Origin of the sequence: Pseudomonas sp. NMI760_13 (assembly GCF_021283245.1) — a bacterium.
GTDB classification, from domain to species: Bacteria; Pseudomonadota; Gammaproteobacteria; order Pseudomonadales; family Pseudomonadaceae; genus Aquipseudomonas; species Aquipseudomonas peradeniyensis.
Map to the genome: position 1 here is coordinate 178,851 of NZ_JAJSRC010000003.1, position 25,335 is coordinate 204,185.

At 57.1% G+C, this 25,335-nt stretch carries 34 protein-coding genes; 7 read left to right on the forward strand and 27 right to left on the reverse strand.

The genetic code is table 11. The annotated features are described in order from the left end of the window. Nucleotides 1–28 precede the first annotated feature (28 nt). From LU671_RS04610 to LU671_RS04630, 5 genes are all read right to left on the reverse strand, one after another. Complete coding sequence (locus tag LU671_RS04610; RefSeq protein ID WP_021018561.1) at nt 29–451, reverse strand: hypothetical protein; 423 nt, start codon at nt 449–451, stop codon at nt 29–31. A 211-nt stretch (nt 452–662) separates the two neighbouring features. After that, nucleotides 663–1,166, reverse strand: coding sequence for a hypothetical protein (locus LU671_RS04615; RefSeq protein WP_019438434.1), 504 nt, complete (start codon nt 1,164–1,166; stop codon nt 663–665). Nucleotides 1,167–1,277: 111 nt separating this feature from the next. Next, nucleotides 1,278–1,724 (reverse strand): hypothetical protein, encoded by a 447-nt coding sequence (locus LU671_RS04620; protein ID WP_010792862.1) that lies wholly within the window; start codon nt 1,722–1,724, stop codon nt 1,278–1,280. A gap of 64 nt (nt 1,725–1,788) precedes the next feature. Then, nucleotides 1,789–2,358 (reverse strand): oligoribonuclease, encoded by a 570-nt coding sequence (gene orn, locus LU671_RS04625; protein WP_010792863.1) that lies wholly within the window; start codon nt 2,356–2,358, stop codon nt 1,789–1,791. 80 nt (nt 2,359–2,438) lie between these two features. Continuing rightward, on the reverse strand, nt 2,439–2,843 hold the full coding sequence (locus tag LU671_RS04630) for a hypothetical protein (RefSeq protein ID WP_019438435.1): 405 nt from the start codon (nt 2,841–2,843) through the stop codon (nt 2,439–2,441). Nucleotides 2,844–3,151: 308 nt separating this feature from the next. Between LU671_RS04630 and LU671_RS04635 the strand changes: the two genes are divergently transcribed. Further along, nucleotides 3,152–3,586, forward strand: a complete 435-nt coding sequence (locus LU671_RS04635; protein ID WP_021018564.1) for a hypothetical protein — start codon at nt 3,152–3,154, stop codon at nt 3,584–3,586. Here the strand turns inward: LU671_RS04635 and LU671_RS04640 are convergent. The 13 genes from LU671_RS04640 to LU671_RS04700 all read right to left on the reverse strand — a co-directional run bounded on the left by LU671_RS04640 (nt 3,566) and on the right by LU671_RS04700 (nt 10,576). Continuing rightward, nucleotides 3,566–3,850 carry a hypothetical protein gene (locus tag LU671_RS04640; protein WP_019438437.1) on the reverse strand — a complete coding sequence of 95 codons (285 nt, stop codon included), beginning with the start codon at nt 3,848–3,850 and terminating at the stop codon, nt 3,566–3,568. The two genes, LU671_RS04635 and LU671_RS04640, sit on opposite strands and share 21 nt — an antisense overlap. Then, nucleotides 3,847–4,206 carry a hypothetical protein gene (locus LU671_RS04645; protein ID WP_010792866.1) on the reverse strand — a complete coding sequence of 120 codons (360 nt, stop codon included), beginning with the start codon at nt 4,204–4,206 and terminating at the stop codon, nt 3,847–3,849. Before LU671_RS04645 ends, LU671_RS04640 begins: the two co-directional genes overlap by 4 nt. A 27-nt stretch (nt 4,207–4,233) precedes the next feature. Next, nucleotides 4,234–4,569, reverse strand: coding sequence for a hypothetical protein (locus tag LU671_RS04650; protein WP_019438438.1), 336 nt, complete (start codon nt 4,567–4,569; stop codon nt 4,234–4,236). A gap of 355 nt (nt 4,570–4,924) precedes the next feature. Next, nucleotides 4,925–5,374, reverse strand: coding sequence for a hypothetical protein (locus LU671_RS04655; protein ID WP_010792868.1), 450 nt, complete (start codon nt 5,372–5,374; stop codon nt 4,925–4,927). A gap of 89 nt (nt 5,375–5,463) precedes the next feature. Then, nucleotides 5,464–5,844 (reverse strand): hypothetical protein, encoded by a 381-nt coding sequence (locus tag LU671_RS04660; protein WP_044060680.1) that lies wholly within the window; start codon nt 5,842–5,844, stop codon nt 5,464–5,466. Nucleotides 5,845–5,895: 51 nt separating this feature from the next. Further along, nucleotides 5,896–6,540 carry a hypothetical protein gene (locus tag LU671_RS04665; RefSeq protein ID WP_010792870.1) on the reverse strand — a complete coding sequence of 215 codons (645 nt, stop codon included), beginning with the start codon at nt 6,538–6,540 and terminating at the stop codon, nt 5,896–5,898. 289 nt (nt 6,541–6,829) lie between these two features. Beyond that, nucleotides 6,830–7,204: a hypothetical protein gene (locus tag LU671_RS04670; RefSeq protein ID WP_010792871.1), complete on the reverse strand. Its 375-nt coding sequence runs from the start codon at nt 7,202–7,204 to the stop codon at nt 6,830–6,832. Nucleotides 7,205–7,352: 148 nt separating this feature from the next. Then, a complete protein-coding gene (locus LU671_RS04675; protein WP_010792872.1) occupies nt 7,353–7,715 on the reverse strand; it encodes a hypothetical protein in 363 nt (120 codons plus the stop codon). Between the two features lie 115 nt (nt 7,716–7,830). Further along, on the reverse strand, nt 7,831–8,286 hold the full coding sequence (locus LU671_RS04680; protein ID WP_010792873.1) for a hypothetical protein: 456 nt from the start codon (nt 8,284–8,286) through the stop codon (nt 7,831–7,833). Nucleotides 8,287–8,294: 8 nt separating this feature from the next. Then, nucleotides 8,295–8,732 (reverse strand): Lar family restriction alleviation protein, encoded by a 438-nt coding sequence (locus LU671_RS04685; RefSeq protein WP_010792874.1) that lies wholly within the window; start codon nt 8,730–8,732, stop codon nt 8,295–8,297. Between the two features lie 31 nt (nt 8,733–8,763). Further along, nucleotides 8,764–9,066, reverse strand: coding sequence for a DUF7740 domain-containing protein (locus LU671_RS04690; RefSeq protein ID WP_010792875.1), 303 nt, complete (start codon nt 9,064–9,066; stop codon nt 8,764–8,766). Nucleotides 9,067–9,167: 101 nt separating this feature from the next. Continuing rightward, nucleotides 9,168–9,947: a hypothetical protein gene (locus LU671_RS04695; RefSeq protein ID WP_177331041.1), complete on the reverse strand. Its 780-nt coding sequence runs from the start codon at nt 9,945–9,947 to the stop codon at nt 9,168–9,170. 116 nt (nt 9,948–10,063) lie between these two features. Continuing rightward, nucleotides 10,064–10,576 (reverse strand): hypothetical protein, encoded by a 513-nt coding sequence (locus LU671_RS04700; protein ID WP_010792877.1) that lies wholly within the window; start codon nt 10,574–10,576, stop codon nt 10,064–10,066. Between the two features lie 112 nt (nt 10,577–10,688). On the opposite strand from LU671_RS04700, the gene LU671_RS04705 reads away from it, so the two are divergent. Continuing rightward, the gene (locus tag LU671_RS04705) at nt 10,689–11,498 is read left to right on the forward strand and encodes a hypothetical protein (protein WP_019438440.1); all 810 of its coding nucleotides are present in this window, start codon (nt 10,689–10,691) and stop codon (nt 11,496–11,498) included. Here the strand turns inward: LU671_RS04705 and LU671_RS04710 are convergent. Next, nucleotides 11,468–12,583, reverse strand: a complete 1,116-nt coding sequence (locus LU671_RS04710; protein WP_019438441.1) for a hypothetical protein — start codon at nt 12,581–12,583, stop codon at nt 11,468–11,470. The genes LU671_RS04705 and LU671_RS04710 overlap by 31 nt on opposite strands. Nucleotides 12,584–12,985: 402 nt before the next feature. Here LU671_RS04710 and LU671_RS04715 point away from each other — a divergent pair, with 402 nt between their 5' ends. Next, nucleotides 12,986–14,326: a GGDEF domain-containing protein gene (locus tag LU671_RS04715; RefSeq protein WP_225317819.1), complete on the forward strand. Its 1,341-nt coding sequence runs from the start codon at nt 12,986–12,988 to the stop codon at nt 14,324–14,326. A gap of 53 nt (nt 14,327–14,379) precedes the next feature. Here LU671_RS04715 and LU671_RS04720 read toward each other — a convergent pair whose 3' ends face one another. The 5 genes from LU671_RS04720 to LU671_RS04740 are packed head-to-tail and all read right to left on the reverse strand — an operon-like array spanning nt 14,380 to nt 18,587. Further along, nucleotides 14,380–15,612 (reverse strand): hypothetical protein, encoded by a 1,233-nt coding sequence (locus LU671_RS04720; protein ID WP_010792881.1) that lies wholly within the window; start codon nt 15,610–15,612, stop codon nt 14,380–14,382. Between the two features lie 13 nt (nt 15,613–15,625). Further along, the gene (locus LU671_RS04725) at nt 15,626–16,201 is read right to left on the reverse strand and encodes a hypothetical protein (RefSeq protein WP_019438444.1); all 576 of its coding nucleotides are present in this window, start codon (nt 16,199–16,201) and stop codon (nt 15,626–15,628) included. Continuing rightward, the gene (locus LU671_RS04730) at nt 16,194–16,511 is read right to left on the reverse strand and encodes a hypothetical protein (protein ID WP_010792882.1); all 318 of its coding nucleotides are present in this window, start codon (nt 16,509–16,511) and stop codon (nt 16,194–16,196) included. Before LU671_RS04730 ends, LU671_RS04725 begins: the two co-directional genes overlap by 8 nt. Further along, entirely contained in the window at nt 16,504–17,874 is a 1,371-nt protein-coding gene (locus LU671_RS04735; RefSeq protein WP_010792883.1) for a hypothetical protein, read from the reverse strand. Before LU671_RS04735 ends, LU671_RS04730 begins: the two co-directional genes overlap by 8 nt. Further along, nucleotides 17,856–18,587 (reverse strand): hypothetical protein, encoded by a 732-nt coding sequence (locus tag LU671_RS04740; RefSeq protein ID WP_010792884.1) that lies wholly within the window; start codon nt 18,585–18,587, stop codon nt 17,856–17,858. The genes LU671_RS04735 and LU671_RS04740 overlap by 19 nt, the downstream gene beginning before the upstream one ends. A 448-nt stretch (nt 18,588–19,035) precedes the next feature. On the opposite strand from LU671_RS04740, the gene LU671_RS04745 reads away from it, so the two are divergent. From LU671_RS04745 to LU671_RS04760, 4 genes are all read left to right on the forward strand, one after another. Beyond that, entirely contained in the window at nt 19,036–19,362 is a 327-nt protein-coding gene (locus LU671_RS04745) for a hypothetical protein (protein ID WP_010792885.1), read from the forward strand. A 1,184-nt stretch (nt 19,363–20,546) separates the two neighbouring features. Then, on the forward strand, nt 20,547–21,560 hold the full coding sequence (locus LU671_RS04750; RefSeq protein ID WP_010794288.1) for a hypothetical protein: 1,014 nt from the start codon (nt 20,547–20,549) through the stop codon (nt 21,558–21,560). 15 nt (nt 21,561–21,575) lie between these two features. After that, the gene (locus tag LU671_RS04755) at nt 21,576–22,628 is read left to right on the forward strand and encodes a ParM/StbA family protein (protein ID WP_010792887.1); all 1,053 of its coding nucleotides are present in this window, start codon (nt 21,576–21,578) and stop codon (nt 22,626–22,628) included. Between the two features lie 7 nt (nt 22,629–22,635). Then, on the forward strand, nt 22,636–23,211 hold the full coding sequence (locus LU671_RS04760) for a hypothetical protein (RefSeq protein WP_019438447.1): 576 nt from the start codon (nt 22,636–22,638) through the stop codon (nt 23,209–23,211). A gap of 55 nt (nt 23,212–23,266) precedes the next feature. Here LU671_RS04760 and LU671_RS04765 read toward each other — a convergent pair whose 3' ends face one another. Genes LU671_RS04765 through LU671_RS04775 form a run of 3 tightly spaced genes read right to left on the reverse strand, consistent with a single transcriptional unit; the run spans nt 23,267 to nt 25,245 of the window. Next, the gene (locus LU671_RS04765; protein ID WP_010792888.1) at nt 23,267–23,704 is read right to left on the reverse strand and encodes a hypothetical protein; all 438 of its coding nucleotides are present in this window, start codon (nt 23,702–23,704) and stop codon (nt 23,267–23,269) included. 57 nt (nt 23,705–23,761) lie between these two features. Then, the gene (locus LU671_RS04770; RefSeq protein ID WP_019438448.1) at nt 23,762–24,310 is read right to left on the reverse strand and encodes a hypothetical protein; all 549 of its coding nucleotides are present in this window, start codon (nt 24,308–24,310) and stop codon (nt 23,762–23,764) included. Next, nucleotides 24,307–25,245 carry a hypothetical protein gene (locus LU671_RS04775; RefSeq protein WP_010792890.1) on the reverse strand — a complete coding sequence of 313 codons (939 nt, stop codon included), beginning with the start codon at nt 25,243–25,245 and terminating at the stop codon, nt 24,307–24,309. Before LU671_RS04775 ends, LU671_RS04770 begins: the two co-directional genes overlap by 4 nt. Nucleotides 25,246–25,335 lie beyond the last annotated feature (90 nt).

Consider the following 25,335-nt stretch of genomic DNA (forward strand, 5'->3'; position numbering starts at 1 on the left):
TCCTATGTCTGTCAGGGAAAGGCCTAGCTTACCGCCCAAGTGCCCTGAAACCTGGCCAAAAGCTCCGTCGCACCAGTAACTCGGCCAAGATGCCGAGAGAGATGACGATCAACGCCGCGGCGAAAGGGCGTAGATCGAGGAAGTCGACGTCCTCGGGCAACGGCTGCACCCCGAACACGCTCCGGAGAAGGGTGAAGCCGATCACCAGGCTGGCGACCAGCAATGCGCCAACTCCCCGCCCGATTTCCTTGAACTGCCTGCCTTTGGCGATGACGGGTAATGCCAGCAAGCACCAGACAACAGCGTGGCAGTGCGTGATGTAGGTGCCGATGTCCCATGGGATGGTCATCCCGGCCACCAGCACTGTGGTGCAGAGGATGAATGCGTAGATGAGGACTGCGAACACGGGCGTGTAGCGCGGTCTCTTTTCGGTTGGGCTAGCGTGGCTCATGGATCTCTTCAAGGCGCTGGTTTGGTTTCGAGTTGGGGGCCTTATCTGCAAGATCATGTAGCGTTGCGCAGTTGCCGCAGGAGAGGTAAACCGCCGGGAACAGCTCACCGTCGATGTCAGTACCCTTCGGCTCAATGCAGTGGGTCCACATATCGGCGCACCCGCAATTGCCGCAGATCAGGTGGAGTCGGGCACGTGCCACTGGTATCTCCTAGGCGTCCTGGTGATGTTTGACCACGGCGCTACGCTCGGGCAGCGCCGGTTTGAGATCCTCGTACGACTGCTTGAGGAGGAGAGCACGGGCAACACCGTGATCACCAACGGTATCCAGAGTGAGTTGGCTGCGCGCTCCGGTGAACGAGTCCTTGACCTCGTTCAGAGCTTTGATCCCCTCCCGTCGCAGCAGTCCTACGGTTTGGAGACTGCTGAGCTTCGCCAGAGAGTCGTTGACGATGTCCACCTCAATCCACTCGGTCAGGTCCGACAGTTGGGTTTCGATTTCGCTATAGGCGTCACGGACGCGAATCAGGCGGCTTCCACCGTTCTTCGCAATGGTGTCCAGGACGAGGATGCACCCGTCCCCCAGCATCTGGTCGGAGTAGCCGGTGATGGTGCGAATGCTGGCCTCGGCGACGGTAATCCTGCCGCCTTCGACAACCGGCAGCCGGGCGTCCGAGTCTGCGAGAAGTTCCAGTTCAATCCATTTTTTAGTCATAAGCGTTCCTTGATGAGGTAATTGGGCCTGCCACTTAGCACCAAGTGGATAAAAGGCGACATAGTCATGAGGGATGGTGTTGGGATTTGGTTCCACTGCCATGCAATGGACTTACATCAACCCCAACTCCAGGTTCTCAACCTGAACATCATGCCATAGCTCCTGCTCGATCAAAGCGTAGGTATCTGCAAGCTCCTGGGCGTGCTGGCGCTCGTTCGCGGCGCGCTCTTCCTCGGCCACGATGAAGTCAATCAAGGCGAGGTCGTAAAGGTCGTACGCACGTTGCCAGCGGCCGGCAATCGCAGTGAAACCCGGTTCGTTGCTCAGCAGCGCATGCGCCTCAGATGCCATGGGGGCAAGATGACTTTGTTCTGCGGGGAGAGTTGGCAGATCAATTGACCTAGCAACCTGCTGGAGGGCCTTCTCACCCTCCGGACACTGGAAACGTACGAGGAGACTTACCGGCAGAACGGCACGGGCGAAAGCCAGGCAGGCCTGGAGTGCTGACTCTTCTTCCTGTTCGGCTGCATTGAGCGCCTCCAGCTCTGGGATGACCATGTCTCGTCCTCTGGTGAATGTCTTGATGAGCACATGGTCTACGCTGGCGGGGTGTGCCACCAGCTCAGGCTGCGAGGATAGGCGCGAGTAGATCCCGGTACAGGCGGGCCTCTTCGACAGATTCCAGAATGTCGTCGAGCGCGCGGTGGCTCTGGCGTTTGGCTGGTTCGAATGCTGGGCTGATCGTCTTGAGGAATTCCTTCACCGCGCTGATATCCAGATTGCGGTAGTGAAGGTGCGCATTGAGCGCCGGCATTTGGGCCTCAAGGAACATTCGGTCGAAGTGGATACCACTGCCGCACAACGGTGAGGCCTTGGCTTGCACGCCGTGCTCTACCAGGAACTCGATGATTTGCTGTTCAGCACTGGCCAAGTCGGTTGAGGAAGCCGACACATCGTCGAAGAGGCCATTGCGAGTGTGCATGCTCCGTACAATGTCGTCGCACAAGGGAAGGACGTCAGCCGGGTCGTGATGGACAACCACGACGTGTTGGGCAAGGACGTTGAACTGGCCGTCGGTTACCAGAACCCCGACTTCCAAAATTCGGTGCCGGTACACCATCTGCTTATGCAGCTCAGTGAATCCGGTTGACTCAAGATCAAGCCAGGCCAGCCGGCGATCATTATTCATCATGGGGGAGGGCTCCTGTGGTGGCAGTACATGGATATTCTCCATGCCAGGGGATGTGCCACCAGCCAGGCCAGGGTGACCTATCAGATCGTCTCCCCGCGCCCCGGTGCACGTTTTGCCCTGCGTGCTTGAATGCGCCAGCTGATCAGCGGGCCGAGGAGCGTGAGCAGAGCGGTCACCACCACCAAGGCTATGGTGGCCGGCTTGCCGCCGCGGATGTGGTAATCATCGGGGCTGTAGAGATAGGGGAAGGAGCCCTCCGGCAGGCGAATGTATATGTCACCCGCATCCCTCGGTTGAAGCCACCAGGTCCCGTCGAGATTTGCCTCCACCCGACCAACCACACGGCATGAGGTGTCGTAGGGGATCTGCAAGGCTTCGCAGGCCGCCTTGTCGCGCACGATTACCTTGGCAGGATCGATTACCTGAAGAGAGTGGCCGACCTGCAGAGCGGCCCAGATGACCAGCATTGGCCAGACGAAGGCCATGAGTAATCTGAACAAAGGATTGAACTCCTAAAATACGAGGCGAAGGCAGGGTATCCAACAAGCTGGCGCATTGCCATCCAAACTTAGGCCCTGAAATTCAGCCTTTCGGCGAATGAGGCTCCCAGCCAAGGCATCTAGCGATCTGGTGGCAGGGCCATTCGTCAGCTGGATATCCTCAGGGGGCTTGTTGGCGTTAATTGTGGGTGTTGGACCGCTGCAGAGTCATCCGAGCCCCACATCAACCGTTTATCTGGTGACGCCGTCAGGGCGTTCCGCATAATCACTACAGCCCTTTTTGAGGAAGCATCATGATGAATCCTTTAAGAGAACCCTCTGCGTTCAGCCCCAACTATTGGGCTGAACGCGCAGCTGTGCTGCGATCGGCAGTTAATAACGCAAATCCTGATATCGATCCGGTTCTCCTGGAGATAGCCCTTGAAGGCGCTGAGGATGTCCTGCAGATGGAAGTAGAGTTGGCCGATCAACCGCTTGTGGGTTGGACGTACAACGACAACGAGATAAGCGATCTGGTTGCGGCCCGTTCCGCTGCCCAGGCCCTGGCGATCCTGCATGCCAGTTTTCCTGACCACACCTACTACCCCGAGTGCCTTGAGCAGGTCGACGAAAATGGCTTTCGAAATCGTACCTGGTGCTTTGATGAAACTCCTGACGTGAAGCTGCCTTGGTCGGAATTCATCAAACGAATCACAATTCCCCGCCATCTAACCGGCGTTTACTTCTAAGTTTTTTGCATCGTACAACCCAGATTTTCGAGCCGAGGATCGGATGCGTTGCGCTGCCTTGAGCGGGGTATCTGCAACAGTGCTCCAGTCATGATGCCACCAGGCAATGACCATGCTGGCTTCCTTCGCCGTCGGCGCCGATATTACGGCTCGAATTTCAGCGCCTACAGCCTCCCACCAGTCCATGCCCTCGGAATCACGGGCGTTGGGATCGATTGCCGACCGATACACGGCCTTGATTTGTTCTTGCGTCAGTTCGTTCATTGCGGGGTGTCCAGTTGCGCCAGCAGGTACTTGGCCATCGGTAATTCGTGCTTGCCATACCGGTCGTAGTCGGCCAGGCGGGCCGAGATATAGGCCGCCAGCGGCTGCTGCCACTCCGCACTGCTAACCGAGTAAGCGTACTCCTCGTAGAAGCGCACGATATCCCTGCTCATCGAGTGGCGATAGGTCTCGGCAATCTCCTGGGCGAGGGCAGGTGCGGTGCCGAGGGCAACCAGATCACGCTCCAGATCCTCCGGGAACGTGGTCTGCCGAACCCAAGATAGGGCGTTGAAGAAGTGAGGTCCGAGATTCAGATGTGGCTGGACTTTGCTGGCGCTGGGAGTGTTCATGGTCATCGTTTGGTTCCTGTTCTCGGACTTCGACTAGGCGGCTGCTGGGGTGCGGGCTGCCCGGCGCGCCGCAATGCGCTTCTGGATGCGCTCGCGCGCGGCCAATGCTTCTTCGCCGGAGCTGGGGAGCGACAGCTTGATCTGGTTCACCCTGCGCAGTTCGTGTTCGTGCATCCAGTCCATAACCGATTCCGCGGTCCCCACGTCCTGGTAGCTGCGCGGGCCGCCCAAGCCCATCTCAGCCCGGGAGCCGAATTGCTGGCGCTGCTCTGCCAGATGGCTGATAGCTCTCATCTCTGCGAGCATCTCGTCGAAGCTGAAGCGAGCGCGCATGTGTTCGCGAATGTCCATGTCGCTGATCTGGAGCATGGGATCATCCAGGGCAACTACTGCGTCCGGTAGGAGGTGCGCCGGGCAGAGGGCTAGAGCAGGGCTTGCTGGGGGCATTTCCGCCGAGAAGGTCAAGCTGAACTGAGTGGGAGCGTGGGGGGGGGGTGTTGCATGGGATAACCTCCTGAAGTGATGAGGCTATCTTCAGGGCAGGCTCACTGTGCCAGAACCGCTGTGCGCACACTTCTCGCACAGGATGGTCACGTCGATTGTTCGAACGATGATTCGGGGCCATGCCTGAACAGGTATTGGAAACCGGTATTGTGGCGTGGCAGGAAGCCCCCTTGGGAACCAAGAGTAAGGTTCCAAACTGGTGCTCCCGCCATCCTGTTGATCAAAAGAGGCCTTGCTGGTGTGAGAGCCTGGCCATGATCCGGACATCCATCTGCTGGCGCTCCTCTCGCATTGCGGCTTCACGCTGGGCCCCGACGCCGTTGTACTTCTCCACCAGGTAAATCAGGTTGGTGGGAGTCCATGCGTTGCGCCAAATGGTGTTCCAATCGCGGATGACCGAAGCCCTGTCGTCGCTCGGTAGGGCGAAAAACATGCTCCTGGCTTTGCGCCAGACTCGCGCTTCCCGAGCTCGCCAGTTGATCAAGGTTGCATCATCCCTTCGCTGGCGAATCTCCTTCTCGGTTTCCCAGTCGTGCTGTTCCGCTCGGATCATTTCAGCAAAGAGCGGCAAAGCGTTCGCCTCACGTTGCTGCTTTCGCTCGAACAAGGAAGCCTTGCGCTGGTTGAAATCGAGTCGGCGCAAGCGATGAGGAAACGGTTTGAACTTCATTGTAGAACCCCACACGTTGGAATTGGAAAGCCCAGTTGTTCGGCCGGTGCGTCGGGCGGAACATCTTTCGCTTCGATGTGACCAGCAAATCATCGGCGCGAAGCATGCGTGCCAGAACCCATGCGAACCCACTCCGCGATAAGGTCCTCGCACAGGACAATTACATCGAAGGTGGGGTTGATGAAGCTGGGTATGCTGGCGCTGACCTTGGAGTCCGGCATTCGGGTCTGGCAAGCGCCAGCATCGGGAACCAATAATCGGACTTCAACGTGGTGTTCCCACCATTCGCCGTCGATGTAGAAGGCTGGGTCATCGTGCTCGAACAACCAGGGCGTGCTGTCGAGAGGTGCCCCCGTGGCCAGCGTCACTTCGAAGGTGTGCCCCTTGTAGGCAACTCGGACGGTATGCGGCTCGTCTGGCCGTTTCATTTGCAGCGCCCGGGCCGCGGCGTCGGTTGTCAGCTGAATCATGGTCACCCCCCTTTCTTTGAACAGCCTGCTTTTGCGGTAGCAGTGTTGGCGCTAGTCCACCAGGCCCAATTCCACGCACTCTTCGCGCCAGCCAGCCCAGAGGTCTGCCTCTATGGAGGCGTATGTATCCTGGATGTCTTCCCAGTGCGCCTGGCGCTCTTCCTCCTCCGCTAACTCCCTCTCGTACTCACGTTCGATGTGCGCCTGAACTACGGCCTCCGCAGCCTCGTCTGCATCCATCCCCCGGCTCCAGGCCAGCAATAAGGTCTTGGCTTGCCCCTGGGTAGCCTCAGCTACTTGCGAGTAGGAAATTTCCATCAAGGCCGCTACCTGCTTGTCCACCGCCACCAGCCATTTCGTGTACGGCTGATCTAGAGGCGAGGCCGGTTTCAGCCACCCAGCCGAGAGCTGACCAATCGAGCCGTTGCGGTAGTTCTCGTAGTACAGCTCCGTGTACAGCTCGTGTGCCAGGTTGTACTGCTCAGCCAACTCAGGCACGTCCAGAAGGAGCAGCGGGGCCCGGGGTCCATAGTGGCGGTGAATCAGTACGTCATCGCTCGCCAGCTGGTGGACGGCGTCATATGCCTCTTGCAACGCCTCCTCGGCCTGGGAATCACACCCTTCGATGCTGGAGAGGACAGCTACGTTGATCCACAGTGAGCGGGCGGCTAGGGCTTGTGCGAATGCGGGGTTCATGAGGGGGCTCCGTGACTGGGGTAGGTCAGATGGAGCCATCTTCGGACCTGACTGGCTGTGCCAGAACCTCCTGCGGATGTTGGCCGATGCCGGGCAAGGCGATCACACCCGAATCAGTCAGAACCGAAGATTGGTAGCCAATCGGCATACCAGGCAGGCGCGATCTGCGCCGAGGATGAGGAGCAATATGCGGAGCTGCACCGCAAATATGCGCAGGACCGGGCGAAATATTCGGAGCACCTTCGAATGTATGCGGACCTCCTCCGCACATTACGGCCGCCGGCGGAACCTAGAACGGGTTCTCCTTCATCAGCTGCCGGCAGTCCTCGAGCACCAGGTCGTAGTGATCATCGGAAGAAACTAGTCGTTCATGTCGAATAATCGAGAGTGGATCTCTCTCGTTCGGCTCCTCCGTTAGGTTCAGGAAGGTTACGACCATGCGGTGGTACCACCACTCTACGTTTTCCCCCGCGGCGGGCTGCACCAACGCATTGGTTTCCGATGTTTCGGGCTGAACGCATTGCTTCGGGTCTTCGGGGATGAAGGTGACTTTGAAGTCCAACCACCAGCCTTCGCCGCGATGTCGGAGTTCGACAGTATGTTCCTGGTCCTGACGCGGCATGCGCAGCGCCTGGCGTGCGGCCGGGTCGTCGAGGTTCAGCATCGTTCGGAGTCTCCTTCGGGTCAGGTTGCAGGAGCCCCGGCGCTATTCAGCGCCGAGGAATGAGGTTCAATTTCTGCAGGGTATCAGGGGGCAGGAGGGGTTCCAGCGAAGTGTCCACCCCCCTAATCTCGGGGATGATTGTGCGAGATCAGAAGGGGTGTTCTTTCAGGAGCTCATCACAGAGGCGAACAATGATGTCGTAGGATTCGGCGAAGCTGGGCAGGCGGCTGTAGCTGTCACAGGTGGCCTTCACATCGTCGATCTCCGAGCCGTCATGGTTGCGGATATGAACCATGATGTGGTGATACCACCACTCTCCGCGCAGCCATCCTTTCGCCTGCTCGTCGGTTACCGGGTGATCGTTGGGGTCGGTGGGTTGGGTGCCATCCTCGTCAGGGAGGAACGTGATGTCGAAGATCCGGCCTTGATATCGCACCCGAACTTCCATTTCCTCATCAGGTTGCTGCATGCACAGAGCCTGACGTGCACCGGCGGTGTTGAGATCGAACATGAAGGCTACTCCGGAGTGTAGTGGTTACAGCAAGCCAATCACCTCGTTCTTGAAAGGCCTGCTTTTGCTCTTGAGCCTCGCATTCTCCCAACCCCGCCCTGTGCCACCAGCTGTTTCAGGCTGGCGCTTGGGATGCCGAGGGGGCGCCCGCTACCTGATCGCGATGATTCTCCAATCTCGCCACCTGCTTGAACTCGGCCAGGGTGACGCGCTCGCCGGCGGCAGCTCTCGCCATCACGCGATGGCCGACCATGCCAGCCAGATCGGTTGAATCCGCCAGTTGGTCGGCGGAGCGCCTGAAAATCGCTTGGGTCAGACGCTGCACCAGGACAACCTTCTGGGCTTCTGGCAGATCCGAAGCCATGAAGTGCTCCATTGCAAGTATGAACTGGCTGCGGGTTTGCACCGCTTCGGGTGGCACGCGAAGATGGGCGCAAAGCTCCCGTATCGCTGCGTCAACCTCCGGCAGACCTAGGATGCGAATACCACAGGTGTCTTGGAAGGGGCGGCCCTCAACGATCAGCCGAAGCGTATTGAAATCGCCATCTCCTTTCCCGTCGAAATATTCCATTTGGCCTCCTATGTCGAGCTAACTGTTGATCCCAAAGATGGGGTCCAAGTGTTGGATGGAGACTTAGGGTCTACTTCGAGAGTCAGCAATGACTGCCCAGCCTCTGCGAGTTCAACCTGCGCCTGAGCATGGTCATAGCGGACAACGGCGATCGCGCCGGTAGGGATCATCCTGGCTTTGTTGAAACAGGTGACAGCTACATCGGCATCGGTTAGGAGTGCCTCCACTGCCTCGGTACTGAGGAAGCCGAGCACCTGCAGGTCGCCGGTGGAGTTTGAGCGCGATTCGTCTACCCCATTCCAGGCGGCAATGGCTTCTGCTTCGGAGTCCTTGATTGGGCCGCGCGCTCCACAGCACTGGCACTGGATGAAATGGCCCGCCAGACTCTGTTCGGCGAGCAAGTTGATGGTCTTGCAGTACGGGCAACGAGCGTTCTGTTGGCTCATCCGTCGCTCCTTTTGCGAGTTGATTCCGATGTTAGGCGGCAGGTGAAGGTTTCTGGATGGCACTGGCTGCTTGAGCCTTGGCCATCGACAGCTTGATGTGTGGTGCTACGCGCTCAGCCGGCAGATCCATACAGATGACCTCATCGGGAAGGTTCACCAAGTGGTGGATGATGTAACGGCACGGCGTCTTGTGGTTGATCACATCAAAGAGCGATTGCCTGTCCCGGCGCTCTACTCGCTTGAGTAAACGCTTCGCCGTTGCCACGACGGCAGCGTCGGTCCGATGGTAAGTGGCTGCCAACGCGAGGCAGAGAATTACGTCTAATGGGCGCATAGGGTTCCTCACGATAGGAAGGCCGGAGCCCCGGATACTACCGGGGGACCGGTGTCATTCAGAGCCAAAGTGGTGGGCTGTAATCCACAGCTGGCGCGGGGTTAGCCAGTCACGGTGGAGTTATCCACGCTTGCGGTGCCGGCAAAGAACTTCTCGATAGATTCCTTGCACTCGATGTAGAAGGGGCCTTGCCAGTCGCGTACCCACTCAGGTGCGAGCCGAGCGTGAATGAAACCGTCAGACTCGTGGGTGTTGTCCATGATCGCCAATACATAGGGCCGGTCCATCGCAAGGACCTCGGGCGTCACGTCAATCTGCGTAGGGCCAGGGTCTACGCCTACCGCGTTGTCGTTCTGCCAGGCTTGAGGATGAAAAGTTGCGTAAACCCGGGGCCCATCTTCCGAGGTGTCATCGTTGGCCAGGTATTGTGCGAGCGGAGCAGTTACCGGTGGGAATGAGGGTTGCCTTGCGGGTGGAACAGCCTCGAGCAGGAAAATTACCTCTCGACCTTCAGACGTCCTGTCCTGGCCGTAGCCGGCGCAGATTCCCTCCAGGATCTCCAGTTCGGCCGTCTCTGCAAGACGGAGCAACTCCCCGCTGGTGTCGGCGACCAGGGTTTTGGGCACCATGCCCAGATCGCTCAAGGCATCCAGGAACTCTCCTAGGCCACCTTCCTGCTCCAGTCGTGGGGATAGGTACTTCAGGTATTCGATCAGCGCTTCTCGTTTGCTGCTGAAGAAGAGCGGCCCCTGGATTGCGTCCATGGCGGGCTCACCCAGTGGATAGTCTGCAAACACCAAGCACCACTGTTCGGGTATCGGATACGTGATGTGGGGCTGTTGCGTCATGGTGTACTCCGCGTCTGTGTCGATGGAGTCCATGTTCATGTCTGGCGGAGGGTGCCAGAAGCCGGGCATTGCGAGTATCTGGGCCAGGCGGGTCGCCAATACTGGTCTTCGGTGCCCAACAATCGTATTGGAGGCCCGCCCAGCCCACACTACAGCGTGATCCCCTTCAACTGGTTGTTCAGGACAGCCTCAAGCTGATCGCCGAACCGCGATTGGAGGGCGTGCTCCGTCTTCTCGTTGTACAACGCGAGGATCAGACGGAACGTTCCTTCCTCGTCACCTCGGATGCGGAACAAGGTGTTGGACTTCAAGAGCGGCTTCGCCTTGTTGAACCACTCCACCTCGTCAGCCATTTGCGGTAGAGCCTGCTCCAGGAATTCGTGGGTATCGCTGGCGTCGATCCGAGAAGCAGCCTCGAGGTTGAGCTGATACCCGTGCTCCTTCAACGTCTTTACCATTGCCACTTGCTGGATGGAGTCGATCTCGATCGACAGGGGCTTTTCTTCACCCGGGTCCTGAACGCTCCCCAACCGCTTCCCCTTGAGGAATACGATGCAGGACCAAGCCAGATTTTCGCCCTCACCATCTTCGTGAGTGTGCAGGTCCTTCAGCCGTATGCGGGCAGCAGAGATGGCTTTGAGGTTGTTGATGGTTGTTTCCATGTGAGATGCCTTTGTGGTTTATGGCATCTACATCCTCAATGGCGTCTCTGCGTGCCAGAATCACCCTCTGTGTAGATCCATCTCCCCCCACAACCTAGGGAACCATGCACCCGTGCTGGAGCAAGAAATCAACTCATGGCCGGCAGTCAGCCGTCACCCGCGAGTCAGTTCCACTGTCTTGGTCATCGGCAGCAGAAATGCGCCGGAGTGTGAGGTCGCAAAGGTCTTCGTGACCTGTACTGAAGTGATCACCCCGCACGAGGCAGGTTTCCGAATCGAGTACACAGCCTCAGGCAGCAGCCATGCCTTGACTGGTAAGGGGAGCCTGGCTGCAGGTGTGAACAGGAGCATGAACACGGTGTCGATCGGAGCCAGCGACGGCTTCAACCGTGGGTTCATCACGGTAACGCCTGATGCCCTCCAAGGGCACCGTTTGGGGACCTATCTCATGTGGCGAGTGGTGCAGTTCCTGCACCAATTTCCAGATGCACAGGTTAACCCCATCAGGTTGAGCGATGCCCAAGCATACGAGTCCAATCACGTGCGCAGAAACCGGTTCTACGAGCAGATCGGTCTCCAGTTCGATTATTACGATGGGAAGCATGAGAACGGTAGATCGCGACCGGTGCGCGCCGGTGACCTCATCCTTGTCGAGACCTGGAAACAGAACATTCAAGAACTGGGAATGGCCGACTATCTCAAGCACCAAGACAGCCACGTACGTGGTCTGTGCCACGAGATCAGCACGCTGGCGAATCGCTGCAGTAGCCTTCAAAACGCTCTTGATGATGCGCGTCGACGTCCCATCCGGTGGGGAGTTGTCACCTTCATCGCTAAGCATCTGCACATCATCGGGCCGGCGGTCCTTGTCATGATGGCGGCTTTGGCCGCCTATAGGGCCCTTAACGGCGATTCCAGCTGAGACGATTGGTTCGACCTGAAAACGTCTCCTAGGCCCCGCGGCCGGCCTTCCTGGGCCATCTCCTCCCTCATTCGCTCGACTTGGGCAAATGCGCTGTGTTCGCCTCGGTGATACGAGTCCCAGCACGGTTCCGCCCGTTCGAGGGCCTGGTCCAGGGCCAAAACGAAGTTCACCAACTCGAAACCATCGCGCAGCTGGTGCCTCGCACCGACCTCATGAAGGTCACCGAGATCAATTACCAAGCTTCCCTGCCAACGTTTCGCCCTGAATCTCCAATCAGCCGACTGGAGACGCCGGGTAATAGTCGCCTGGTGGTAAGACGGAAGGCTCTCCAGAACCGAAGCTAGGGTGCGAATTTGTGCGAATCGCCTCCTCCACGACTCACAAACGTGGTCGGTATGTTCCTGGTCTCGTCTCGCGATCCTGTCCAGATATTCGGTAACGGTAAGATTCCCGACCTGGACCTGCCAAAGCCATCCTTGTTGCTCCCTGGGGAGGTAGCTGGGGCTGGTAGCCACCAGAATCGGTATCAGGAGGTGGACGCACTTAGCCCGGTTCAGGTGTTCAACAAGGGCGCCCACGTCTACGGATTCAGCCAGGACCCAATCCGGCTCAAGACCTTGCATTTCGTCTTGAATCCGCAGGCACACCTTCTGGGTATCCTCAAGGCATGAAACCAGAAGCTCGGGGCCGAATGCGCCGGCCTCGAAGCTCAGCGGTAGTCGCGCGACCCGATGGGGGAGGGCAAGTGCCTGGGTGAGGGGAGAAGTCAGCTTCCGTCCACCTGAAAACAGACGTTCAAATCTGGCACCGAGGCGGGCCCGCAACCTCTCGTCAAAATCTCCAGCCTCATGTTGGATCTGCTTCACCCAGGGGGCCGCGGCGAAGCACTTATCAAAGGCCTCAAACTGCCGTTTGGTGTAGTTACCCTCACGTCCAGCTGGGATCAGAAACCAGCCAGCCTCTAGGGCACGTACTACGTCATTGGTTGCTTCGTCAGAATCCTTCCACATCCCTTTGAGGCGCAGCCGGGCGGTACGAAGGTGCATCGGGCAGACCAGTGCATCACGGTTGATTGGGTACATGCTGTTGTCTCCTATGTAGCCTCCATATTCCAGGGACGGGCGCTGTGCCAGAACCTGTCTCTGACCTTGAACAGCCCTCAGGACGGATTCCGACCTGCACCGCCGGGATGGTGTAGGGATTCGTCAGCAGAGGAAATTCCTTCCCACGCGAATTCGCGGGCAGCGGAAAAGGGGCACCCAAAGGACACTATTAGGGTGAGGAGATCCTCCCCAATGATCAGTTCTGTAAACCACGCTTTGCAAACAACCTGGTGGGTACAAGTGCGGCCGAGGCCAAGCCTTCGTCACCGCGATGCGTTTATCCAACTCCTAGCTTCCGCAACCCACATTCTGAGAGACGTCGATGGCAGCTATGTCACTGGAGTACAAGACGTCCTCACCGCAATCCGTAAGGCGCCCTCGTTGACTGAGGCCGTATTTTCTGAGGTCGATCGCATGATGGAAGAGCTTCAATCCGCAAGCCGGCGAGTGAATGACGCAGCCGCTGAAACGTCAGGGCCGGTGGCGCTATTCGTCCCTGGCTTTGGGGTCAGGGCGCAAGAGTTAGCTCGTGGCCTCCAAGGTATGGGGGCGAAGGTCATCACGCTCTGCCACCAGATCCCCTTCAACCCCGAAGATGAGGCCGGAATTCGCCGCTCCAGTATGCTCATCGTCGGTGACGGAGTGCTCAACGATCCAGAGGCCATCCCCTTCATCTCCAAGATCGTGATGACCTCTGAGTCTGATGCCCTGGTCGTGCTTGTCGTGGAGTCCTGCCCTCTGACATTCGAGCAGCGTCGGACAGCCACGGAGCTCGGACAAGTTCGTATCCTGGGACTCGATGATGACATCCGCAACTTGCGCTCCCTATTCCGGAGCCGAAATCGTGACATCGAGATCGAAGGGTATCGGGTGCTGCTTCTGGATGACTCCAGGACCGATGCCTACCTCGCCCGGAAATTCCTCACCGAGGAAGGCCTGATCGTTGAGCACATCCAGCATCCAAGCCAAGTGCTGGAAGCTCTATCCCGATTCCGACCTGATGTTTTGGTGACTGACTTCCACATGCCGGAGGCGAACGGGGACGTCGTTGCCTCGATCATCAGGCAGGACAGGGACGCCACCATTCCCATTATTTTCCTGAGCCGGGAGTCCAACGCCGAGAAGCAACTGCTCGCCTTGTCCCGAGGGGCGGACGGCTTCGTCCAGAAACCTCTGAAGCGAGGAGCCTTCATCAAGGCGTTGAAGTCGATAATCAGCAGGTCCAAGGGATTGGAGTCCAGGATGAGAAGAGACCCCCTGACGAACCTCCTGAATCACGGCCAATTTATGGCGTCCGCCGCGACTGTTCTTGCCGAAGGCCCGCCAAGTTCGTTGGTTCTGATCGACATCGATCATTTCAAGTCGGTCAACGATACCTTTGGCCATCCAGTGGGGGATAGGGTGCTGGTTGGCCTGGCCGAGGTGCTCACCGATTCGCTGCGGACTGATGACTATGTCGGGCGGCTTGGGGGAGAGGAATTCGGCATTGTCATGGTAGGTGCCAATCCAAGCCAGGCGAAAATGGTTGTGGATCGGCTGCGGTCCATCTTTACCGCGATTCAGTTCCAGTCCGAAGATGGGACCTCGTTCAGTTGCTCGTTCAGTGCCGGTGTTGCGATTCTGAATGTAAGCGTGAAGGAAGCGCACCGTGCCGCCGATGAAGCGCTCTACAGTGCGAAACGGAGTGGGCGAGATCGTGTTGAGATCGCCTTGCTTGGATAACTTATCCGCAAAATGAAAGCCCCGCACTCTGCGGGGCTTTTGGTTTCCAGTCTTCAGGCCTGGAGTGTGGTGTTGCGCGGCTGAAACTCCCGCACATTGTCCGGTCGGGTGCTTGGCGGTTGTTCGTCCAGGGACGATGTTTGGGAGTGATCATCCTCTTCCACAGGTTCGGCCTCATGGACGAGCCCGAGCAGCGCGCGCTCCATCATCTCGTCGGTATCGAACTCCGCTATGGGGAAATCAAGCGGCATCTCGACCTTCTCAAGCAGGTGTTTGATGTCTCCATGGGTGAGGCAAGGCTGAATACGCATCAGGCGTACGAGTTGGATAATGGCCTCTTTGTTCATCTCAACGGCAGCCATGCAACGCGACCATACGTTCTTGCGGATCATCGCCAGGCGTGAAGCCTTCAGCGTTGCTTCGGCATCATTTGCTGGCCTGTAGAACGCATGGCGGCCGTCGCCCAACATCAAGAACTTCGAAGCAAGGTCGTCGAACGACTGCAGGTCATCGAAGGCTGCTTCGCTTGCGGTGCCGCGGATGACCTGTTCTGCTGCGCTACCAATCAGAAGCATGTGCATGCGCCAATTGATGAATTGGCCAGTAGCAATCAGGTTCATGTCCGAGAAGATCTTGGCGGTACGGGCATTGAGATCGAGGTCTGCGTAGAAACTGCCATCGATCAGGCAATTGCTGCCTTTGTAAGCGATGATCCGTGCGGCTTGGTGTATGGCCAAGCGTGTTGTATCAGCCATTGTCACCTGAAAGGCCGGCCGTTGGGCTGGCGTCTGCGCGAACGTTTCAGGGAGAGCAAGTGCTTTAGACATCCCGGAAATCGGGTCCGTGGTTTCTGGCTTGGTCTCTTTCTTGGAGGACGTAGCCCAATAGGCGCCTCCCAGCAGGGCAGCAACCAGGAGGGCAGAGATGCTGAAACCCAGGTTGTCTGTCACCGCTCTGTAAATGCCAGCTGCGCCTACGTAGGTTGCCAGTCCTGCTGATGCTGTTGCCCAAACGAAGTGAAGGCCGCGAGCGAAACCATCGCTCATCGACTTCCCCAGCTTCCCGGGATCGGCTTTAACAATCGCCGACACCAGGAAAGCGAAAGCAATCACGATGGAGAGGACGATGGCAGCCGTCGTTGCCGTCTCTACGAGATCACTCGGTCTGTCCTTATAAGTGAACACGGCCAGTACATACAGACCAACTACCAGGCACGACAAAAGGAACGGAGGTACCCAACCCGGCAGCAGCCGGGTTGCCTCCTTTAAATTGCTGAGACTGCTCATCATCCCTCCTTTCTTATGCCTGGGCTTCAGCGGCTGCTTCCGGAGCCGGAGTAGCTTCCTTCACCGCTGGTGCAGTAGGTTTCTGTGGCTTGGAAGCCGCGCCCGCTGGCTGTTGAGGTTTGCCATTAGGTTTCTGGCCGGCGGCGGTCTTCTGTTGCTGACCCTGAGGTTTGGCGTTGCTGCCTTGCTTCTGCTGACCGGTCTGAGTTGCCTTGGCGGTGCCCTGGGCTTGAGCTTGTTGCTCTCCACCCTTTTTCGCTTTCTGGAGGACAGGTTTAGGGGCTTGCTTCGATTGGCCAGACTGTTGCGCGGATCGAGCGGACTGCCCGCCGCCGTTCCGGTTGAGGTTCAGGTCTTTGTTCACCTCTCGCATTTCGGCATCGAACGCGTTCAAGGCGCGCTCGAATCGGTCCGCAGCCTCATTTGCTCGGCGCCGAGTCTCAGGTGAGCCGGCCATTTTCATCTGGAGGATCGTGGTATCAACGCGGGAGGCTTGGATTGCCATGCCCACCAGGGTTGCAGATCGTTCGCCAGTGATCCGAACCTCTTTGGTCGGGTGTAGAGCTTCATTGCTGCGTTCATCAGCCATTGTTGTCACCTTGGTTGCTTGGGCCAAAAGACCGGAGCCAGGTCCAGTGCGCAGTGCGCTGGACGCAGGAGTTGAAGAATTCCTCAAGGTCGCGTGAGTGCTTGAGATATGAGGCGGTGTCGTCAGGCACCAAAGCGCCCCACACATCAACCCAGAAGAGATGGGCAGCCTTGTGGGGCAGGTAGCAGACCTCGATGTGTCGATACTCCGGCGTACGGAGGTAGATCTTGCCGATGTAAAGGACCAGCGTGACCGAGAGGATCAACGTGAGGATCTGACGAACAGGGCTGCTTGCTTTTCCTTCAGCCATTGACGGTTTCCTGTGTGAGCGTGATGCGGAAGCCTGTGCGTTTGAGGACCAAGGCAAGAGCCTCGTCGAGATCAAAGCCACCATCGACCAGTGAGGAGAGGAGGCGCACCGAGGCGACGTCCTTAGGCTCACTGACTCCTAAGGTTTGGCTCCAGTCCTTCCAGTGCTTTGTTGAAACTGGGGTAAGCATGGGAACGATCGCGTGGATCTTTCGAATGCCGGAAATGTTCGGGGGAGATTCCGATGCATAGGTGTGGCACATGCGAGCCAGGAACTCGCCTGCGTTCATCCTGGAGGCAATGAGCTTCTCGAACTCGGCGGTGCGTCCAGCTTTTCGGAGTGCATCAGGGTCATCCATGCCTTGGCCAAGCGGGACGATGGCTGTGACGATGCCAGCAGGTTCGCAGTTTCTGATCGAGACGATTCCGCCTTCATAACCCGCGATGTCGCCGTCCACCATATGTGCCACCTCGGTGACACCTTCACCTGCGAGGAAGGCCGCCTGACCAGCATTGATGGAAGCCTGCCCAATAGCGGTACCCCAGAACCCCATGAACTGGATCGACCAGCCATCGAAAGTACCCTCAACAGCAATTAGGGGACCGGGCTTCCTCATGCTGAACAGATACGGGGTGTCCTTCTTGAGCGAGTCGGCGAACATATACTTCTTGTTCCATCGATCGCCTTTGCCGGAAGGCAGGCGTCCCCAGAGACGAACGTCCCCATCAGGATGCGGCCAGTAACCGATGACACGATTGTTCATCGTTCGCCGGTACTTCGAAGGGTTGTTCTCCTCGACCAAGATGTATCCCTTGGCGATGGCTACTTCCCGGGAGATACCGCGCTCCTCGAGTAAAGCCAGAACCTCTTCGGGGGACGAATAGACGCCAAGTCGCATCGTCGCCATCTGCTCATCGTTGTAACCACGATCCGTCTGCAGCTGCTGAAGAAGGTCCGGATACTTGCGGGCCAGGATTTGGGTCGCTTGGATAATGGCGCGCCCTGGGGAGAGGGGGGCAGGGGAGCCATTGATACGACCTTCAGGATTTTTGTTCGAAGGGGGGTCAACTCGGGCCAGTTCGCATAGGCGCTCTACGATCTCCTTCCTCGAGTAGCCCGATTTCTCCATCACGTCCCACAGCGACGTCGACTCGCCACAGTTCTTCTTACGCGGACAATGGATCAAGTGGGTTCCAGGATGATGGAAGGCCTCATGCATTCCGCAGGCCGGGCAGAGCATCCGGTATGTCCCTGAGGTCTGAAGCTTTGTCGGCTTCAGGTGGTCGAGCAAGCCTGCCGAGACTGCATCTATTTCGGGATACACCTTTTCATGGAGGAATTCGGTTATTGACTGGCGCTGCATTCGGCTGCTCCTGTCGAAACCGCTCGGATGAACTCCTTCGAGGCGCCAGCCTCACTGGCTATCTCAGCTAGCTTTCGCTTCAGGCCGCGACGTACCTTCCATGTCTGCTTTCTTGAGATCTTCAGGATCTCAGCAATCGCGCCGGACTCCTGATTCTCAATAACAGCCAGCCGCAGGATGTGGTGCTCTCGGGCAGAAAGAAGGTGGCGGATCTGTTCGATGTATTGGTGGCAGGTTTGGCCCGTCTCGTCCGGTAGAAGGACCCCATCAGCCAGAAATTGAGGTGCGTATTCCAACGCCTCAGAAAACTGTGCAGATGCGAGCATGTAGTCGGACTGCAGAGAATGGGAGCGAGGACCAAGTTCGGTTACTAGGTCACCCATATTGATAGCCGAGCTGCCAGGAACTTCAGCAAGCACATCCCCGCGTCCGTCCCAACGTATGTAGTTGAGAGCCGCGCCGATGATATGGGCAGCACGTTGATGAGGCTCGACATCTTGATAAAGCTCGATCGCGGAAGCGACGGCCTTGTAGAGCCCGATCTGCAGGATGGACAGGATCTCGTCGTCCGTCAGGCTGACGCGCAGCTTTGAACGAACCTCAGCGATCCACTGTGGTCTTGACTCGGGATGGCAGACGACTTCCCACGGATCGAGCTGCGCGAACTCCTCGCGTGACAATCCCGTCAGCCAATTATTGCGCTGTGAGCGCATGGCCCCTCCTCCGGCAAGAACAGCCGGTCCTAAGCGTCGCGGTGTCGGAAGCCGACACCGCAACAATCTCCAATCGGCTGATTGCCAATTGGCCCCCCCCTCAAACAGTGAGTGCAGCTTTTTCAGCTGTCACTGCACCAACTCCAGTGGCCATCCGCAGATTGTCCGCTGGTAGTTCGCGGCGATTTTATGGGGCAAGAAAAGGACAGGCAACCCAAAAAAGGTGGCTGAAATCCCGCGAAATAGGCGGGTCCGAGGCCGATTTGGTGACATGCGCGCCTAGTTTGTGTGGGCTGGGTCAAAGCCATGGTATGGCGCAACGCCAGTATTCATCAGGGTTTTGGCGCCTGAAAACCGTCAGCGCGTGACACGTTGGTTTTAGCTGCTGGCTGGAAATTGCACCGATCGTCGTTAAGGTCGGGAATGTGTAAATGGGAGTACAAAACTGATGATCGGTGTACACAGCGATGCAATGAAGGCTGTAGCGGGGCATCACGCCTTCGGCGCGCAGAGAGTGAGGGGTTGGTTGGTGGAAAGCGTGGACGGTGTCCCGTCAATAATCGCTCTGGTCTATCAGGACAATGGCGACGTGTGCGCAGAGGTGGTCTGGATGGACCACACCCATGCAGCAGATCTCGACCTCATTGTTGCTTATCTGAATGAAAGAGCTGGCGGGGGAGAGCACCTGGTTGGTGCCCTTCGCAACATCTACTGCGGTGCGCGGCCAATTGATGCTGGTACGAAACTGGGTTTTAACGGCAGCACTAAGCACTGAGTGAGCCCTTGGTCTGCTTCCTATATAGAGGGGAGCTTGGGCGCTACCCTGATGACAGCGCCAAGTCCACAAGAACGTCCCCCTTACCAGGCTGCTCAGCAGGGCAGGCAGCAATCCTTCTGCGCCGGTTAACCGAACAAGCCATCGTGCCAGCGCTCGCCTTGGCATCAAGACCTTGGCCATCCTCAATGGGCTACACGAAGTAGCCCACTGCGTGCGCCCGTAAGCGGCATCAGGCCTTCCCTTGCAGTACGACGGCAATCCCGAGGTCGTAACACAGATCAGTGACCACCGCGGCGGGGGGAGTCAGCACCCGCTGAAATGGGAGGACCACCGCGGCTGGTTTAACCCTCTGGATCTCATTGAGGACCTCGATCAACTGCTCTGTCCTGGTTCCAGATGCTGGCCGGTACTCCCTTAAGTGGACGTCTTTCAATAGCGGCATGGTTGTCACGTCACCGCCAAGTCCAATCCCGTCAACAACGCACGTGATGTATAGGGCAATGGCTTTCTGCGTATCTAAGCCAGCTCGGTAGTTATCGAGCGTGCTTCGGTACCAATAGGGCCTGCCACTGCCTGACACCTCGTCAGGAGGGAGAACGGTGTTGCGCAGTTTCCGCATGGTGGGCCGAGAAATGTGGAGGTGGTTAGCAGCCTGGACGGTGGAGAGTCGTTCCATATTGGGGAAATTGGGCAAGTGCCTTGAAGAAGCAAAATCCTAAGAAATCCGTACTATTACATTAGACGGGGTTTTAACCAAAAATAGGGGAACGCAGTCGGCCCGCGTCCTGCCGTTTCAATGGTGAATTGCTTGCCTAATTTACCCAAAAAACCTACTGAAGAGGTCATTTTGCGAAATTCTGGCTCTCGAAGGCGTTCGTGTGGGGCCATAAATGTCGTAATGGGGCGGGATAAGGGATTTAAGGGCCGGTGTTTGCCTGGAGATGCCTAGAAAGGACGGCTAAGGGCATTTATGGGTGATTTTCAGACTCATTGCGGCAACGGAATTTAGATCGGATTCCGGGCGTAAAAGGGCGTGAAATGGGCCTTACGGGGCGATATGGGGGAGTTCTAGGGCGGGAAAAGGATGGTTGCGCCGGTTAAGGCCGATTAGAGGCGAATAAGGGGAGAAGAAAATGCCCAGAATTTCCGAAAATTACAGAAAACATTCAGTCGGGTGACTTTTGAAGAAGGAAATCCGTGATGCCCTGGCTAAAGGGTATGTTGATGAGTACGAGCACTCGGTAAGGCGCCGGTCAGAGACATTTCTGGCGCTCCTCAATTCCCTGCGTACCGCAGCCCGGTCTGCTACCGAAAAGCTCATGCAGCTTGAAATCGCTCTTTCACGTTTTCCAATTGAGCAAGACGGGAGAACCATCTCCACATTCTGGAAATGGAGAGCCTCCCGAAAATCGTCTGGCTCTCTCCGGCTCTACCTTAAGTGCAACGAGCGGATTGAGGGGCGACTGCAGAGCTACCGAAAGGCCATCCTTCCTGATGCCGAGCCTGACGTAATCGATCTGCTAACTTCGCTCCTGGGGAAACGGCTTACCACTGAATTTCTCAACGACCTGGGTGACCTTCTCCACTTTTCAGAACGTGTGAGTCGATGGGCGCATACGTTGGGAATGCCTCTAGACATCGACGTCGTTCGCTTTGGCTCGGTGATCAGCGCTTGGGTTGGTGCGATTGAACGGCTGGGGGGCAGCGCTCCAATGAAGCTTGAAACCTTGATTGGCCGTTTCGAGTTGGTCGACTCAGAACTTCAGGAGGCCTTAATCGAGTTCAACCAGGCCAGGCAGCCTGTACGATATAGGTCGATCATCTGCCGCCAGGATGTCGATCAAAGTGATCCGCTGGGCCCATCGCAGCCGATCTTCAGGGTGGTCAGAATTTTTAATCGGGTCACTGGGGCCCGGAAAACTGAGCCGATCGAAGAGTTCAAGCGGAGCATGCTCCGCGCGGAGATGAAAGCGAGCTTGGCTAAAGAGTTGGGTCGAAACCCGACACCTGGTGAGGTAGCTGAAGCAATAGGGCGTCAGAAGAGGAGGCCGCCGACGCAGTGGATCACGAGTGATGTCATCTCTCACTGCTACCTGGGTAAGCATTCAGGCAGCATCCTTAGGCAACAAAAAACTATCGCAGCGTCTATGGATGAATGGCTCGCACTACGCGGCCTTTTTCAAGCGTTGCTTTGACCATGAGGGGATTTAATGTCTATGAAGCTTGAGCAATTGGTTGCCATAGATCTGGGCAACGGCTCGACGAGCTACAAGGCCGGTAACGATGCCAGCGGGGAATATCCATCCTTGGTTGCACCCTATGCCGGCAGCAGTCTTGGTGGAGCCCTCAGTCGGGAAGTCTTCACCACGAAGAACGGTCGTCGCTACCTGGTGGGTGATGATTGCAGGGAAGAGGGTGCGCGCTCTCGAAGCACAGACTCGAGCTTCTACAAATCCGACGAGATTCGAGTGCTCTTTCTGAAGGTGCTGAAGGATGCGAACATCAAGAACCCGGTCATCGCTACAGGATTGCCGACCGAATTCTTCGCCACCCACGCGGCTGAGTTCGAGGCCGATCTGAAAAAGTGGGCACGAGAAGACGGCTACCATCCTGAGCTGGTCAAGATCCTTCCCCAGTTCGCTGGCCCATGGTTCGATCCAGAGCTCGAGGACGAAGATGGTAACCCGCTTGATCCCAACGAAATGGTCAAAGGTAAGTACGGCATCATCGATATCGGCTACGGCACCATCGACGGTGGGCAGTTCAATAATGGTCGTGTCAGTGATATCCGATACGGCGAATCCAGTGGAGTCTCTGACATCCACAAAGCGATCTACACCTCTCTGAGTAACCCTGAGCAGTTGAACGAGCTCATCACGAAGAAGGGAGCGAAGCTTCCGAAAAACTTCGCATTAGACAACCAGATCAACGAGTACACGATGGATGTCTGGCTGAGGGAAGGCCACTTCATCTGGCGTGGAACCAAGATCGATATGGAACCGATCAGCTTTCCCGCACGCCAGGCTTTCACCGATCAGACCATTCCTCGCTTCATCAAGCAGTTGTGGGGCTCAACTGATTTCCTGAAAGGGATGGTAGCCGCCGGCGGTGGAACTACCGTTCTTGGCCGCACTCTCTTGAAGCGCCACATCACCTGCCCGATCTACAGCGCAAAAGACCCTGACAAGTCGATTGTCCGCGGGTACTACCGCTTCATGGTCAGTCAGTATTTCAAAGAGCATGCTTTGATCCGCCAGGGGTAACGCACAGATGAGCAAAGTCGTGATCCGAGCGGAGCTCATCCCTGGCCACCACGATGCGTTGATCGAAGCCCTGGGCCAACATGGGCCCAGAGCCGGAAATCAGATGGTGTTCAGCATTTCAGCGGCCTGCCAGAAACAGTGGCCTGTCACGTTGAGTGACTTCACCCCGCCGGCGCATTCTGACGAGCGCGCAGTCGAGGTGAAGATGACTCTGAGAGAGGATTACTACCCCGAACTCTTCCGCCTCTACAAAGGCTTGGGGCATGGCAATCGGCAAACTGTCTTCCTCAACATGCTCAACCGCCACGTGTCGTTGAGCTTTGGTGCTCCAGAAGCGGTGATGCAGGCAATGACAGATTATGCTCTTGCCAGATCGTGCCCCGAATCTACACGGACGATGTTGAGTCAAGATGCTGCCGCTGGGGTGGCTGAGCCGTCCGGAAATCCCAGGCAAGATGAGCCAGTGGGGCATGCGAACTCGGTCGCTAGCGCGATCTCGGCTGCTCCGCAAGACGTGACGCCTGAACCTCCGGCTCCTTTATTCGTGCCTGACCCCATGGCATCAGTGGACATAGGCCTCTGAGACTGGCAATAAAAAAGGCTATCTGGAACTCCCGATAGCCTTTTTTTATCTGAATTTACTCGGGCAGGTGAACCCAGAAAAGGCCGTCAGCTCGAGCAGAGAGCTTGATTTTCGGACGCTCTTTTGCAAACCAGCGAAGGGCGTACTTAAAGAAGCCAGCGTTGTCCGCAGAGATAGGGGGATTCGTGCTGGCGATCGAGGTGATGGCAGCATCGACAAGCAGGGTGTCCCTATCGCGAAGGTGAACCTCGTATGTGACAGTCTCACGCGGTCGAGCGACGGCCGTAGAGCCAACCAGGTCCATGAAGTCCTGCAGGCGTAGAGCTTCGAAATTCGCACCCTGGCCCAAAGTGTTGGCCAGGCGTTTCACAAACGCATTCTTCGTCGTAGGCCATTCCGAGAGCATTTCGTTCACCGAAAATGCATCGTCTTGCTGAAGGTAGCTGGTGTCTGTATCGAAATCGAAGTCGTTGTTCATCTGAATGCTGCGCATTGGATTCACCAAAAAATTTCAGGTGTTGGGCTGGTGGCACACGTTCGGACCCGTAACCTAAGCAGAACGAACCAGTGCTTTCCGGTACACCTTCATGTTTGAAAACCAGCCATCTGCGACCTTGACGACCCCCCCAACGCAAATCTCGCCGGCGCGGGCCTGATGAAGATTCTCGTTGTAGTTACCGCTCACAGGGATTGGGTGGATACCGTGGATCGCAAGAGTCTCTCTTACCGCCTTGGCCGACTCTTCATCCAACCCGGGCAGCATGTCGATAGCCTGAATTATCGATTCTTCAGTCTCATCCGTTTCTACCTGAGGTGCGAACGGCATGAGGATCTGCTGAACCGAATTTCGTGGGTACGCACGGCCGACCTCTGGCACCAGAGGAGCAACCTTTGTGACTCGGGACATTACCGTTTCGGGCGTTACCGACCAGGGGCGTGGAGCAATCACTTCAGCCGCCGGAGTCACCAACTCAACGGCGTAGGGGATAAGCGTAAGTGGAGAACCTACGGCCGCTCGGCGAATCAGGTTCCCAACGATGTCAAGGACATAGCAGGGAACCGACTCTTCGTTGATTTGGAAGTGAAGCGATCCAATCATCCTGAAATATCCTCAAGGATCTTGGCGATATCCTGGACCGCCTTGTCCTCCATGCTGGTGCCAAAGTATGCATGGTTGGGGAAGGTGGTGTACTGGGCTGGGCGAGCCCCGGTCAATGAGACTGTCTTCGGGTCCACGTCCATTTCCTCCACTACAGCGCGAAGAATGGTATGTGGTGTTGCGGCGTTACCGGTTTGAGGAAGCCAAGCGCGTACGACTTCATTGTCGGGGTTGACCAGAAAAACCATCGTTGGCCACCAGTCGTAGAACGCCGACGATTCGTCTGCACCAAATCCCTGTGCCAGCATCGTCCGTTGATTCATCTGGCCCCACTCGTTGTCAGGGAAGTAGCTGTAAGGGGCGAGCCACTCTTTGAACGATACCTTACCGCGCTCTTTCAGCCGTAGGGCCGGCGAGTAGTAGTAGTGGTCGACACACTCCCGGAATCCAGTGCCACATTCGTCTCCGAAGAATGTCATCCCAACGCCATGGTCACGTTGAGCTGTACGCACAGTGGACATAGGCATCTGGCCATACGACAGATAATTGATGGACACCGGAAGCCCAGCATTTTTTAGGAGCAGCTTCAGATCCCACATAGCCCGTCCTTCTCGGCGAGCTCGAACATGGCTTTGCTCGGCTTGGCCGGCATTATTAAGCTGTGCCTTTGCATCGGAGTAGGTGTTGGACGCAACCCAAACTGTCCATCCTTCCGATTCCCAGTCCTTGGTTCGTTTGGCACGGAATTCATAGCCATACGTAGCCTTTTTGTTTGGACTGTTCACAATCTCGTAGACGGTTGAGTTAGGCATTTTCCAGTCTGGGTGCCCATCCACCTGACCTGTGGAGGCAACCCCGGCGGCATTGTTCTCGACTTCCCCATTCCCGCATGCGCTTACCAGAAGGCATGCCAGCAACATCATTTTTCCCTTCATCGTTCATTCTCCATCTTCGGATGGCGATGGTTATACCGCCCGGTGTTCGGATTTCAAGCAAAAAAAAGGGCCCAATATGGGCCCTGAGCA